The sequence below is a fragment of the Leptothrix mechoopdaensis (SeqCode) genome, assembly GCF_053893855.1.
The window spans coordinates 2,712,744-2,725,256 of sequence record NZ_CM132699.1; the positions used below are offsets into that span (position 1 = coordinate 2,712,744).

At 70.6% G+C, this 12,513-nt stretch carries 13 protein-coding genes and 2 riboswitches; of the genes, 12 read left to right on the forward strand and 1 reads right to left on the reverse strand.

Annotated elements, in window-relative coordinates; all coding sequences use genetic code 11:
• Window positions 1–38 precede the first annotated feature (38 nt).
• Window positions 39–974 (reverse strand): LysR family transcriptional regulator, encoded by a 936-nt coding sequence (locus tag ACWA7K_RS11820; protein ID WP_456161604.1) that lies wholly within the window; start codon window positions 972–974, stop codon window positions 39–41.
• Between the two features lie 135 nt (window positions 975–1,109).
• Between ACWA7K_RS11820 and ACWA7K_RS11825 the strand changes: the two genes are divergently transcribed.
• The 12 genes from ACWA7K_RS11825 to ypfH all read left to right on the forward strand — a co-directional run bounded on the left by ACWA7K_RS11825 (window position 1,110) and on the right by ypfH (window position 12,446).
• Window positions 1,110–1,400, forward strand: a complete 291-nt coding sequence (locus ACWA7K_RS11825; protein ID WP_456161605.1) for a DUF1127 domain-containing protein — start codon at window positions 1,110–1,112, stop codon at window positions 1,398–1,400.
• A 42-nt stretch (window positions 1,401–1,442) separates the two neighbouring features.
• A complete protein-coding gene (gene tgt, locus ACWA7K_RS11830) occupies window positions 1,443–2,615 on the forward strand; it encodes a tRNA guanosine(34) transglycosylase Tgt (RefSeq protein ID WP_456161606.1) in 1,173 nt (390 codons plus the stop codon).
• A 56-nt stretch (window positions 2,616–2,671) separates the two neighbouring features.
• Window positions 2,672–2,902 (forward strand): type II toxin-antitoxin system Phd/YefM family antitoxin, encoded by a 231-nt coding sequence (locus tag ACWA7K_RS11835; protein WP_456161607.1) that lies wholly within the window; start codon window positions 2,672–2,674, stop codon window positions 2,900–2,902.
• Window positions 2,903–2,922: 20 nt separating this feature from the next.
• A complete protein-coding gene (locus ACWA7K_RS11840) occupies window positions 2,923–3,324 on the forward strand; it encodes a type II toxin-antitoxin system VapC family toxin (protein WP_456161608.1) in 402 nt (133 codons plus the stop codon).
• A 21-nt stretch (window positions 3,325–3,345) separates the two neighbouring features.
• Window positions 3,346–3,987, forward strand: a complete 642-nt coding sequence (locus ACWA7K_RS11845; protein WP_456161609.1) for an SGNH/GDSL hydrolase family protein — start codon at window positions 3,346–3,348, stop codon at window positions 3,985–3,987.
• A gap of 83 nt (window positions 3,988–4,070) precedes the next feature.
• Window positions 4,071–5,105 carry a recombination-associated protein RdgC gene (locus ACWA7K_RS11850; RefSeq protein ID WP_456161610.1) on the forward strand — a complete coding sequence of 345 codons (1,035 nt, stop codon included), beginning with the start codon at window positions 4,071–4,073 and terminating at the stop codon, window positions 5,103–5,105.
• Window positions 5,106–5,159: 54 nt separating this feature from the next.
• Window positions 5,160–5,301, forward strand: a riboswitch (glycine riboswitch).
• A 10-nt stretch (window positions 5,302–5,311) separates the two neighbouring features.
• Window positions 5,312–5,438, forward strand: a riboswitch (glycine riboswitch).
• Between the two features lie 62 nt (window positions 5,439–5,500).
• Window positions 5,501–6,637: a glycine cleavage system aminomethyltransferase GcvT gene (gene gcvT / locus ACWA7K_RS11855; protein WP_456161611.1), complete on the forward strand. Its 1,137-nt coding sequence runs from the start codon at window positions 5,501–5,503 to the stop codon at window positions 6,635–6,637.
• Window positions 6,638–6,717: 80 nt separating this feature from the next.
• Window positions 6,718–7,092 carry a glycine cleavage system protein GcvH gene (gcvH, locus tag ACWA7K_RS11860; RefSeq protein WP_456161612.1) on the forward strand — a complete coding sequence of 125 codons (375 nt, stop codon included), beginning with the start codon at window positions 6,718–6,720 and terminating at the stop codon, window positions 7,090–7,092.
• Window positions 7,093–7,190: 98 nt separating this feature from the next.
• A complete protein-coding gene (gene gcvP, locus ACWA7K_RS11865; protein ID WP_456161613.1) occupies window positions 7,191–10,136 on the forward strand; it encodes an aminomethyl-transferring glycine dehydrogenase in 2,946 nt (981 codons plus the stop codon).
• A 3-nt stretch (window positions 10,137–10,139) separates the two neighbouring features.
• On the forward strand, window positions 10,140–10,487 hold the full coding sequence (locus ACWA7K_RS11870; protein WP_456161614.1) for a DUF2442 domain-containing protein: 348 nt from the start codon (window positions 10,140–10,142) through the stop codon (window positions 10,485–10,487).
• 48 nt (window positions 10,488–10,535) lie between these two features.
• A complete protein-coding gene (locus tag ACWA7K_RS11875; RefSeq protein ID WP_456161615.1) occupies window positions 10,536–11,597 on the forward strand; it encodes a threonine aldolase family protein in 1,062 nt (353 codons plus the stop codon).
• Window positions 11,598–11,690: 93 nt separating this feature from the next.
• Complete coding sequence (gene ypfH / locus ACWA7K_RS11880) at window positions 11,691–12,446, forward strand: esterase (RefSeq protein ID WP_456161616.1); 756 nt, start codon at window positions 11,691–11,693, stop codon at window positions 12,444–12,446.
• Window positions 12,447–12,513: the final 67 nt, after the last annotated feature.

Below are 12,513 nucleotides of genomic sequence, written 5' to 3' on the forward strand. Positions count from 1 at the left end.
ACGACGGGGCCTGCGGGCCCCGTTCTTCATGGCGCCGCTCAGGTGGCCGACGCGAAGCCGCGCAGCGTCGTCAGCACCTGCCGCACCGCCGCGTCGAGCTGGGCCTCCGGGCGATGCGCCAGCGCCAGTTCGCGCGGCAAGGGCGGGTCCAGCGGGCGCAGCTGCATCGGCAGGTTCGACGGGCTGTGCGCCAGCGGCATGCCGTCCGGGCCGGCCGCCGGTGCGCCGTCGGGCACCCATTCGGCCGGCAGCACGGCCGCGCCGTAGCCGGCCGACACGAGGCTCTTGATCGCCTCGTTGTAGTTCAGCTCGATGCGCGCCCGCGGCTGCAGGCCGGCGCGGGCGAACCAGCCCAGGATCAGCTTCTGCGTCAGCGTCGACGAGCCGTTGGCCACCATCGGCCGGGCCGCCAGCCAGTCGGGCGTGACGACCTCGGGGGCGTCCCAGCCCGGCGGGATGAAGGCCAGCATCAGGTCGCGCCGCCAGTGGCTCATGCGCAGCTCCGGCTCGGCCGGCTGCGGCAGGGCGACGATGCCCAGGTCCAGCGTGCCGGCGCGCAGCCGGGCGACAGTCTCGATCGAGCCCAGGATGCTGACCTCCACATCGATCTCCGGTGCCACCTCGGCCAGCCGCGCCAGCACGTGCGGCAGCAGGTAGACCAGCACGCCGGTGGAAGTCGCCAGGCTGACCTTGCCGGCCAGCCCGTGGGCGCTGCGGCGCACCTGTTCCTCGGCGTCGTCGGCGTCCTTCAGCAGGCGCCGGCCACGGTCGACCAGCAAGGCGCCCGCCGCCGTCGGCACGGCGCCGCGCGGACCACGGTCCAGCAGGCTGGCGCCGAGACGCTGTTCGAGTTCGCGCACATGCAGGCTGACGGTCGGCGGCGCCAGGTGCAGCGCCTGCGAGGCGGCGGCGAAGCTGCCCAGGTCGGCAATCGTCACCAGCGTCTGCAGCTGGTCGAGGTTGAGGTGGCGCATCGGCGGTGCCCGGTCTTGACGTCAGGGAAGCTGATGGTAGACGTCAGATCATTCAACTTTTCAGCAGGCACAAGACCCCTCACCATCGAGGCTCCCGAGACCACTTCACACCGCGACACCCCACCGGAGCCCACGATGACCGCCGCCACCGCCGCCACCGTTGCAACCCTCGCCACCAGCCTGGGCGCCCTGCCCGCCGCTTTGGCCGGCGACACCAGCTCGCGCCAGTTCCGCCGCGCCGGCCGCCACCTGCTGGCCGCAGCCCGGGCGCTGATGGCCGCGCTGGTCAGCCTGCAGGCCGAGGCCGCGCGCCGCCGCGCCGACCGCGACGTGCTGCTGGCGATGGATGCCCACGAGCTGCGCGACCTGGGCATCGGCCGGGGCGAGATCGAGGCCTGGACCTGCACGCGCCGCCGCGTGCGCTGATCGGGCACCGATCCGGCCGGGCGGGCTGAGACAATCCCGCCCATGCTGAATTTCGAACTCCTGGGCACCGAAGGCCACGCCCGACGCGGCCGTCTGACGCTCAACCACGGCGTCGTCGAGACGCCGATCTTCATGCCCGTGGGCACCTACGGCACCGTCAAGGGCGTGATGCCGCGTGACCTGGAAGCGATGGGCGCCCAGATCATCCTGGGCAACACCTTCCACCTCTGGATGCGCCCCGGCCTGGACGTCATGGCCCAGTTCGGCGGCCTGCACCGCTTCGAGACCTGGGAACGGCCGATCCTGACCGACTCCGGCGGTTTCCAGGTCTGGTCGCTGGGCGACATGCGCAAGATCAGCGAGGAAGGCGTGCGCTTCGCCTCTCCCGTCAACGGCGACAAGCTGTTCCTGACCCCCGAGGTCAGCATGCAGATCCAGACCGTGCTCAACAGCGACATCGTCATGCAGTTCGACGAGTGCACGCCCTACTGGCAGGGCGCCAAGGGCGTCGGCCACATCACGACCGAGAAGGAAGCGCGCGAGTCGATGGAGCTGAGCCTGCGCTGGGCCGGCCGCTCCAAGGCCGAGTTCGCGCGGCTGGCCAACCCGAACGCGCTGTTCGGCATCGTGCAGGGCGGCATGTTCGAGAACCTGCGCGAGGCCTCGCTCGCCGCGCTGGTCGAGCTGGACCTGCCCGGCTACGCCATCGGCGGCGTCAGCGTCGGCGAGCCCAAGGACGAGATGCTGCGCATCATGGGCCACACCCCGCACCGCCTGCCGGCCCACAAGCCGCGCTACCTGATGGGCGTGGGCACGCCCGAGGACCTGGTCGACGGCGTGGCCTGCGGCGTCGACATGTTCGACTGCGTCATGCCCACCCGCAACGCGCGCAACGGTCACCTGTTCACCCGCTACGGCGACCTGAAGATCCGCAACGCCCGCCACAAGACCGACGAGCGCCCGATCGACGAGACCTGCGCCTGCCAGGCCTGCGCGGGCACGACCGACGCCTCCGGCCGCAGCACCGGCGGCTTCAGCCGCGCCTACCTGCACCACCTCGACCGCTGCGGCGAGATGCTCGGCCCGATGCTGGCCAGCATCCACAACCTGCACTACTACCTGAACCTGATGCGCGAGGTCCGCCTGGCTCTCGACGAAGGCCGCTTCGAGGCCTTCCGGGCGCAGTTCAAGGCGGATCGGGCGAGAGGGGTCTGAAACTTGACCCGCCCATGATGGTCAAACAGAATGACCAACTTGAATCCGGAGTCAACATGCCCCAGCACTACAACATCGCCCAAGCCAAGGCTCAGCTGTCTGAACTGGTGCAACGTGCGCTTGCCGGCGAGGACATCGTGATCGCACGCGACAACAGACCGTTGTTGCGTCTGACACCGATCGTTCCGGCAAGGGCCGTGCGGCGTCCCGGCAGTGCAGCAACGGAAGTCGTCCAGCTTGCCGACGATTTCGACGCCCCGCTGGACGACTTCAGCGCCTACCGCTGAGCCTCCAAGCTGCGCTGTCCATGCCCGCCGTCCGCCGAACGTTGCTGCTCGACACCCATGCCTTCCTGTGGTGGGTCAGCGACCACCCTTCCCTGTCGGCGACGGCCCGTTCGGCGATCGCGGATGCCGACAACGACTGTCTGTTGAGCGTTGCCAGCTGCTGGGAAATGGCCATCAAGATCAGTCTGGGCAAACTCCAGCTGAGCAGCCGGCTCGATCGTTTCCTTCCCGAGCAACTGGCGGCCAATCAGTTCCGGCTGCACCCCATCGACCTGCGCCACACCCTGCGTGTGGCGCAACTCCCCTGGCACCACCGCGACCCGTTCGACCGCCTGATGCTGGCCCAATGTGCCGAGGACGGGCTGATCCTGGTCAGCGCCGACACGACGCTTCAGGCCTACGGTCTGGATGTTCTGTGGTGACCCGAACCCGAGACCCCCACCATGAAGACCCTGCTCTGCTACGGCGACTCCAACACCTGGGGCAGTGACCCCGTGACCGGTGCGCGGCTGCCGCTGGGCTTGCGCTGGACCGGGCGGCTGGCGGCTGCCCTGGCGCCGACGGTGCGCGTGATCGAGGAAGGCCTGCCCGGGCGGACCACCGTGCTGGAAGACCCGATCGAGGGCATCACCGTGTCGATGTCGGGCGCGAGCTACCTGCGGCCCTGCCTGGCCTCGCACCGGCCGATCGACGCGGTGCTGCTGATGCTGGGCACCAACGACCTGAAGGCGCGGTTCCGGCTGTCGCCGTTCGAGATCGCGCAGGGCATGGCGCAGCTGGTGCGCATGATCCAGGGCAGTGCCAGTGGGCCTGACCGCCAGGCACCGGCCATCGTGCTGGTCTCGCCCACGCCGATCCTGGAGGTTGGCGGCCTGGGCGAGCTGTTCGCTGGCGGGGCCGAGAAGTCGCGCCGGCTGGCCGGCCATGTGGCCGATGTGGCCCATGCGCACGGCTGCACCTACGTCGACGGCGCGGCGCTGTGGTCGGTCAGTCCGGTCGACGGCATCCACTTCGACGCCGACGCGCACGCCGCCTTCGCCGCCGGCATCGAGCCGGTGCTGCGCGGGCTGCCGGCACTGCGCTGAGCGCGTCGACCTCCTTCATTCCGACGCTTCCTTCCACTCCGGCCGCTGCGCCCAACGGACGCAGCGGCCTTTCCTTCCCGACGATGTTCAAGAACCTGCTGATCTACCGCCTGGCCGAGACCTGGCAACCCGACTTCACCGCACTGGAAGCCGCCGCCGACGCGGCCACCTTCATCCCGTGTGGCGCGACGCAGCCGATCTCGGCCGGCTGGGTGGCCCCGCGCGGTCGCGCCCACGGCACGCTGGTCGAATCGATCGGCGGCCATTGGCTGCTGCGGCTGATGGTCGAGCAGAAGGTGCTGCCGGGTTCGGTCGTCAAGCGCCGCATCGACGAGATGGCCGAGCGCATCGAGGCCGACACCGGCCGCAAGCCCGGCAAGAAGCAGCGCAAGGACATGAAGGACCAGGCCCAGCTCGAACTGCTGCCGCAGGCGTTCACCAAGCAGCTCGGCCTGCCGGTCTGGATCGCCCCCGAGCAGGGCCTGCTGATGATCGACGCGGCCAGCACGGCCCGCGCCGACGAGGTCATCACGCTGTTGACCAAGGGCCTGGCGGGCTTCTCGATCGAGCCGATCCACACGGCGCTGTCGCCGTCGACCGTGATGGCCGGCTGGCTGCTGGCGGGCGCGGCGCGGCCCGGCGAGACCGAACTGCCGGAAGCCGCGATCGAGCCGCCGGCCGTCTTCACGGTCGACCGCGACTGCGAGCTGAAGGCGCCCGACGAGTCCAAGGCGGTCGTGCGCTACGCCCGTCACCCGCTCGACACCGACGAGGTGCGCAGCCACATCGAGCAGGGCAAGCGCCCGACCCGCCTGGCGCTGACCTGGAACGGCCGCGTGTCCTTCGTGCTGACCGACCAGATGGTGCTCAAGAAGATCGAGTTCCTCGACGGCGTCTACGAAGGCCAGCCGCCGGGCAACCACCGCGATGCCGACGAGGCCTTCGACGCCGATGCGGCGATTGCCACCGGCGAGCTGATCCAGCTGATCCCCGACCTGCTCGATGCCCTCGGCGGCGAGCAGCAGCCGGGCATGCTCGTGCCGACCGAGCCGGTCGCGACGACCGCACCACGCGCGGTCACCACACCCGCCGGCAACGAGCCGCCGCCCTGGGAATGAACCCGCGCCGAGGTCGGGTCCGGGCCTGACAAGCCCGGAAGGCGTCGGCTACACTGGCCGCCGCCAGGAGAGAGCCGCTGGCCTGCAGGTCCGATCAACACGGGCCCTTCCGCAGGTTGAGGCAGCCGCCGAAGGCGCAGAGACCGGCCGAGCAAGCCGGCCTCGAACGCTCAGGCAAAAGGACTGGCACACGTCTGCGCAACAGACGTCACCTCACTGGAGAGAGACCGCCACGGCCCACGGCCGGCAGGCGGTCCACCGAAGGGGCAAGCGGCGTGGTGGCCCAACCACCGAGCCGTCAATCTCTCAGGTAAAGCGGACAGCGAGGGCACACCCGGCGACCGACAGGTCGGCGGGTCCGGATGGCGCCCCATCCAACGCCCTCGGAGCCTCAGATGTCCGCTGACACGCCCTCTTCTGCCTCTGCCCTGCTGCAGACCCCGCTGCACGACCTGCACCTCGAACTCGGGGCCCGCATGGTCCCCTTCGCCGGCTACGCGATGCCGGTCAACTACCCCGCCGGCATCCTGGCCGAGCACCGCCAGTGCCGCGAGTCGGCCGCGCTGTTCGATGTCTCGCACATGGGCCAGCTGCGGCTGGTCGGCGATGACGCCGCCCGCGCGCTCGAGAGCCTCGTGCCGGTCGACGTCGTCGACCTGGGCGTCGGCCGCCAGCGCTACGGCTTCTTCACCAATCCGTCGGGCGGGCTGCTCGATGACCTGATGATCACGCGCCGCGCCGACGACCTGTTCCTGGTCGTCAACGCCGGCTGCAAGGACGCCGACACGCGCCACCTGATCACGCACATCGGCCACCGCTGCCAGGTCATCCCGATGCCCGAACGCGCGCTGCTGGCGCTGCAGGGTCCGAAGGCGGTCGACGCGCTGGCGCGCATCAACGCGGGCGTCGCCTCGCTGACCTTCATGACCGGCGGCCACTACGCGCTGGCCGGGGCCGACTGCTACGTGACCCGCTCGGGCTACACCGGCGAGGACGGCTTCGAGATCTCGGTGCCAGCCAGCCACGCCATCGCGCTGGCCCGCACGCTGCTGGCCCAGCCGGAGGTCGCGCCGGCCGGCCTGGGCGCCCGCGACACGCTGCGGCTGGAGGCCGGCCTGTGCCTCTACGGCCACGACATCCACGCCGCCACCTCGCCGATCGAGGCCGGCCTCACCTGGGCGATCCAGAAGGTGCGCCGCCCCGGTGGCGCGCGTGCCGGTGGCTACCCCGGCGCCTCGGTCATCGAGGGCCAGCTGACGCAGGGCGCGACGCACAAGCGCGTCGGCCTGGTCGGCCTGGAACGTGCCCCCGTGCGTGAAGGCGCCACGCTGCATGATGCCCACGGCCACAAGCTCGGCACGGTCACCAGCGGCACCACCGGACCGACCGTCAACCAGCCGATCGCGATGGCCTACGTCGCCACCAACCACGCGGCACCTGGCAACACGCTCTACGCCGAAGTCCGCGGCAAGCGCCTGCCGATGAAGGTGACCCCGCTGCCGTTCGCGCCGCACCGATACTTCCGGGGTTGAGCGACGCCCGGGCGGGCCGTCGCTCGGCCCGTTCGCCTCACCCTCCAGACATCCTCGCCATCTGTTTCCAGGAGCCCTACATGCCTCTCCAGTTCACTTCCGACCATGAATGGATCGATGCCGCCGACGCCAGCGCGGCCGTGGTCGGCATCACCGTGCACGCGCAGGACGCGCTCGGTGACGTGGTCTTCGTCGACCTGCCCGCCGTGGGCGCCACCTTCGCCAAGGGCGAGGTCGCCGGGGTCGTCGAATCGGTCAAGGCCGCCGCCGACCTGTACGCGCCGGTCAGCGGCGAGATCGTCGCCGTCAACGAGGCGCTGCGCGACGACCCGTCGCTGGCCAACAGCGATCCGCTGGCCTCGGGCTGGTTCTTCAAGGTCAAGCTGAGCAACCCGGCCGAACTCGCCGACCTGCTCGACCAGACCGGCTACGACGCGCTGCTCAAGACGCTCTGACGCGCCCGCGTCATGACGCTCTCACGCGCCTGACGCCGACCCGGACCGCCCCGCCCTTGCGGCGCGGTCCGGCCGCACCTCCTTTCATCGCCGCCACCATGCCCGCCCAGCATCCCCACGCCGCACCGGTCAGCCTGACCGCGCTCGAGAACCCCACCGAATTCACCGCCCGCCACATCGGCCCCGATGCCACCGACGAGCAGCACATGCTGTCGGTCATCGGCAGCGCCAGCCGGGCCGCCCTGATCGACGCCATCGTGCCCGCCAGCATCCGCCGCGCCGCCGCGATGGACCTGCCGCCCGCCGCGACCGAAGCTGCCGCGCTGGCCGAGCTGAAGGCGCTGGCCGGCCGCAACCGCGTGCTGCGCAGCTTCATCGGCCAGGGTTACCACGGCACCCACACGCCCGGCGTCATCCTGCGCAACATCCTCGAGAACCCGGCCTGGTACACCGCCTACACGCCCTATCAGGCGGAGATCAGCCAGGGCCGGCTGGAGGCGCTGGTCAACTTCCAGACCCTGGTCTGCGACCTGACCGGCATGGCGATCGCCAACGCGTCGATGCTCGACGAGGCCACCGCCGCCGCCGAGGCCATGACGCTGGCGCGCCGCAGCGCCAAGGCCAAGGGCAACGCCATCGTCGTCGCCGGTGACTGCCACCCGCAGACGATCGAGGTGATCCAGACCCGCGCCCGGCCGCTCGGCCTGGTCGTCAAGCTGGCCAACTCGGCCGCCGAATGGGATGCCGCGCTCGCCGCCGACGACTACTTCGCCGTGCTGGCCCAGTACCCCAGCACCAGCGGTCGCATTGACGACCTGCGCGCCGATGTCGAGCAGGTCCACGCCCGCTCGGCCGCCTTCATCGTCGCGGCCGACATCCTGGCGCTGACGCTGCTGGTGCCGCCGGGCGAATGGGGCGCCGACATCGTCGTGGGCAGCACGCAGCGCCTGGGCATGCCGATGGGCGCGGGCGGTCCGCACGCCGCCTTCATGGCCTGCCGCGACGACTTCAAGCGCTCGATGCCGGGCCGCCTGGTCGGCGTCAGCATCGACAGCCACGGCGCGCCGGCCTACCGGCTGGCGCTGCAGACGCGCGAGCAGCACATCCGGCGCGAGAAGGCGACCTCCAACATCTGCACCGCCCAGGTCCTGCCGGCCGTCGTGGCCAGCATGTACGCGGTCTACCACGGCCCTGCCGGCCTGACGCGCATCGCCACCCGCGTGGCCGCCTACGCCGCCGTGCTGGCACGCGGCCTGGAACAGCTGGGTCACACGCTGAGCCACCCCAGCGCCTTCGACACGCTGTGCCTGCACACCGGTGCACGCACGGCCGAGTTCGCCGCCAAGGCCGTCGCCGCCGGGGCCAACCTGCGCACCTACTGGGGCGACCACCTCTGCATCGCGCTGGACGAGACCACCACGCGTGACGACCTCGCGCTGCTGTGGGGCGTGTTCGCCGCGCCGGGCCAGACGCTGCCCAGCGTCGAGGCGATCGAGCGCGACGGCATCGCCCTGCGCATCCCCGCCGCGCTGCGCCGCACCAGCGCCTTCCTGACGCACCCGGTCTTCAACACGCATCACAGCGAGACCGAGATGCTGCGCTACATCCGCAGCCTGTCGGACAAGGACCTGGCGCTCGACCGCAGCATGATCCCGCTGGGCTCCTGCACGATGAAGCTCAACGCGACGGCCGAGATGATCCCGATCACCTGGCCCGAGTTCGCCCAGGTCCACCCCTATGCGCCGGCCGACCAGCTGGCCGGCTACGCGCAGTTGAACGAGCAGCTCTGCGCCTGGCTGTCGCAGGCCACCGGCTATGCCGGCATCAGCCTGCAGCCCAATGCCGGGTCGCAGGGCGAATACGCCGGCCTTCTGGTGATCCAGGCCTGGCACGCCAGCCGCGGCGAGGCCCATCGCGACATCTGCCTGATCCCCGAATCGGCCCACGGCACCAACCCCGCTTCGGCCCAGATGGCCGGCATGCAGGTGGTGGTGACCAAGTGCGATGCCGAGGGCAACATCGACCTGGCCGACCTGCGCGCCAAGTGCCAGCAGCACCGCGAGCGGCTGGCCGCGATCATGATCACCTACCCGTCGACCTACGGCGTGTTCGACACCCACGTCGGCGAGATCTGCGCGCTGGTGCATGAACACGGCGGCCGGGTCTACGTCGACGGCGCCAACATGAACGCGCTGGTCGGCGTGGCCGCACCGGGCCAGTTCGGCGGCGACGTGAGCCACCTGAACCTGCACAAGACCTTTTGCATCCCGCACGGCGGCGGCGGCCCCGGCGTCGGGCCGGTCTGCGTGGTCGACGACCTGGTGCCCTTCCTGCCGGCGCATCGCAGCGGCGGGCTGGAGACGACGGCACAGGCCATCGGCGCCATCAGCGCCGCACCGCTGGGCAACGCGGCGGTGCTGCCGATCAGCTGGATGTACGTGCGCATGATGGGCGCGGCCGGCCTGCAGGCCGCCACCGAGACGGCCATCCTGAGCGCCAACTATGTGGCCGCGCGGCTGGCCGACCACTACGACATCCACTTCAGCGGCGGCATCGACGGCGTCAAGGGCGGCGGCGTGGCGCACGAGTGCATCCTCGACCTGCGCCCGCTGAAGGACAGCTCCGGCGTCACCGCCGAGGACGTCGCCAAGCGCCTGATCGACTACGGGTTCCACGCCCCGACGCTCAGCTTCCCGGTCGCCGGCACGCTGATGGTCGAGCCCACCGAGAGCGAACCGCGCGCCGAGCTGGACCGCTTCTGCGACGCCATGATCGCCATCCGCGAGGAGATCCGACAGGTCGAACGTGGCCTCTGGCCGCGCGAGGACAACCCGCTCAAGCACGCCCCGCACACGGCGGCCAGCCTGCTGGCCGAAGACTGGCCGCACCCCTACAGCCGCGACATCGCCGCCTACCCGGTCGCCAGCCTGCGCCAGTCCAAGTACTGGTGCCCGGTCGGCCGCGTCGACAACGTGCACGGCGACCGCAACCTGTTCTGCAGCTGCGTGCCGGTGGCGGAGTACGCGTCTGCAGCGGAGAGTTGAGCGATGCCGGTCATCTCGATGAACTGCTCGCCGACTGGCAACTCGCTGCCAGCGGTGAACTGCCCTACAAGATCGACCCCCTGTGAGGTGTCCATGCATTGGGATGTGAAGACCGTCAAGCCACTGGCGAACCACCGGATCCACGTCGAACTGGCGGATGGCCGCCAAGGTTTGTTCGACCTGACGCCCTACCTGGACCACGGCGTGTTCCGGGAGCTGCGGGATCCCGTCTACTTCCGCCGCGTCGGCATCCAGCTCGGTGCGGTGACCTGGCCGAACGGTCAGGACATCGCACCCGAGACGCTGGTCGCGGGATTGGTGTCGTCGGACGCTTCGGCAACGCTGTCGTGAAGCTCCCGTGCCGCCTCATACAACGTCGGTGAAGAAGAAGGCTCTCGCATGACCCAGCAGTTCGCCAGCGACAACTACGCCGGGATGTGCCCGAACGCGGCGCGGTGGTTCCAGGATGCCGGGGCCAGCGGGCATGAGCCGGCCTATGGGGAGGACGGCTGGACGCAGCGGGTGTCGGAGGCGCTGCGCGAGCTGTTCCAGACCGACTGCGACATCTACTTCGTCTTCAACGGCACGGCGGCCAACTCGCTGGCGCTGGCCTCGCTGTGCCAGAGCTACCACTCGGTGATCTGCACGTCGGTGGCGCACATCGAGACCGACGAGTGCGGCGGGCCGGAGTTCTTCTCCAACGGTTCCAAGCTGCTGGTGGCCGATGCCGACAGCGCCGCCGGGCGGCTGGGCAAGCTGACGCCGGACGCCGTCGAGGCGCTGGTGACCCGGCGCCACGACATCCACTACCCGAAGCCCAAGGTCGTCAGCCTGACCCAGGCGACCGAGCTGGGCACCGTGTATTCGGTCGAGGAGGTGCGCGCCATCGCCGCCATCGCCAAGCGCCGGCACCTGAAGGTCCACATGGACGGCGCGCGCTTCGCCAACGCGGTCGCGACGCTGGGTTGCCACCCGAGCGACATCACCTGGCGGGCCGGTGTGGACGTGCTGTGTTTCGGTGGCACCAAGAACGGCCTGCCGGTCGGCGAGGCGGTGGTGTTCTTCGACCGCGACCTGAGCCAGGACTTCGCCTGGCGCGTCAAGCAGGCCGGCCAGCTGGCCTCGAAGATGCGCTACATCTCGGCGCCGTGGCTGGGTCTGCTGGAGAACGACACCTGGCTGTCCAACGCCCGCCAGGCCAACGCGATGGCGCAGCGGCTGCATGCGGCGATCCGGCACCTGCCGGGTGTGCAGGTGCTGCACGAGCCGCAGGCCAACGCGGTGTTCGCGCGCCTGCCGGCGGCGGCGGCCACGGCGCTGCGGGCCAAGGGCTGGCGCTTCTACGAGTTCATCGCCGGCGGCGGCTGCCGCTTCATGTGCGCCTGGGACACCACGCCGGAATCGGTCGACGCATTCGCGGCCGACATCGCCGCCGCCGTGGCGGCTGCCGCTCCGGCCTGAGCCGGCCGACAAACGCAGCATTCAAGCCGGGGCAACGGTGCGGGTCATGACGGGGCTCAGAATCGGCGCCGTCCCGAACCGTTGAAGAACGCCATGACGAACGTCCCGAACACCGCCTCGAACCCCGACCCGCACGCCGCCAACATCGAGCTGCTGCCCGCCGACGGCGCCCCGCGCCAGCTGATGCTGCTGCTGCACGGCGTCGGCGCCAATGCCGCCAACCTGCTGCCCCTGGCGCGGGTGCTGCAAGCCCATTTCCCGCAGGCCGCCGTGCTGTCGCTGCAGGGCTACGACCGGTTCGACGGCATGCCGCACGACGGCTCGGCGCGGCAGTGGTTCTCGATCCGCGGCAACGTCGAGGCCGAACGTCCGGCCCGCGTCGCCGCCGTGCTGCCGCGTCTGGTGGCCGACATCCGCGCGCATCAGGCGCGCCTGGGCGTCGGCGAGGCGGCGACCGCGCTGGTCGGCTTCTCGCAAGGCACGATCCTGTCGCTCGAAGCGATTGCCGCCCACGACGGCCTGGCCGGCCGCGTGCTGGCCTTCAGCGGCCGCTATGCGACGCTGCCGGAACAGGCGCCCAAGCTGACCACGCTGCACTTCTTCCACGGCAGCGCCGACCCGGTGATCCCCGTGCGGCATGCCAAGGACGCGATGCAGCACCTGGCGCAGCTCGAAGGCAGCGACGCCACGATCGACATCGCCGAGGGCGTCGGCCACGAGCTGAACGCCGCGCTGCTGGACTGCGCGCTGCACCGCCTGACGCATCACATCCCGATGCGGACCTGGCAAGCGGCGCTCGGTGGCGTCGCGGCGGCGGCCTCGCCGGCCGGTGGCGACACGCTGCAATGAGCGACTGGGCCGGGCCCCGGCCTTCCCCGGCTGAGAATGCGGTCTTCCTGTAGATCGCGGCCCCTCG

Coding starts and splice junctions, on each gene's coding strand:
- ACWA7K_RS11820 (WP_456161604.1), bottom strand. CDS start 974: ATGCGCCACCTCAACCTCGACCAGCTGCAGACGCTGGTGACGATTGCC.
- ACWA7K_RS11825 (WP_456161605.1), top strand. CDS start 1,110: ATGACCGCCGCCACCGCCGCCACCGTTGCAACCCTCGCCACCAGCCTG.
- tgt (WP_456161606.1), top strand. CDS start 1,443: ATGCTGAATTTCGAACTCCTGGGCACCGAAGGCCACGCCCGACGCGGC.
- ACWA7K_RS11835 (WP_456161607.1), top strand. CDS start 2,672: ATGCCCCAGCACTACAACATCGCCCAAGCCAAGGCTCAGCTGTCTGAA.
- ACWA7K_RS11840 (WP_456161608.1), top strand. CDS start 2,923: ATGCCCGCCGTCCGCCGAACGTTGCTGCTCGACACCCATGCCTTCCTG.
- ACWA7K_RS11845 (WP_456161609.1), top strand. CDS start 3,346: ATGAAGACCCTGCTCTGCTACGGCGACTCCAACACCTGGGGCAGTGAC.
- ACWA7K_RS11850 (WP_456161610.1), top strand. CDS start 4,071: ATGTTCAAGAACCTGCTGATCTACCGCCTGGCCGAGACCTGGCAACCC.
- gcvT (WP_456161611.1), top strand. CDS start 5,501: ATGTCCGCTGACACGCCCTCTTCTGCCTCTGCCCTGCTGCAGACCCCG.
- gcvH (WP_456161612.1), top strand. CDS start 6,718: ATGCCTCTCCAGTTCACTTCCGACCATGAATGGATCGATGCCGCCGAC.
- gcvP (WP_456161613.1), top strand. CDS start 7,191: ATGCCCGCCCAGCATCCCCACGCCGCACCGGTCAGCCTGACCGCGCTC.
- ACWA7K_RS11870 (WP_456161614.1), top strand. CDS start 10,140: ATGCCGGTCATCTCGATGAACTGCTCGCCGACTGGCAACTCGCTGCCA.
- ACWA7K_RS11875 (WP_456161615.1), top strand. CDS start 10,536: ATGACCCAGCAGTTCGCCAGCGACAACTACGCCGGGATGTGCCCGAAC.
- ypfH (WP_456161616.1), top strand. CDS start 11,691: ATGACGAACGTCCCGAACACCGCCTCGAACCCCGACCCGCACGCCGCC.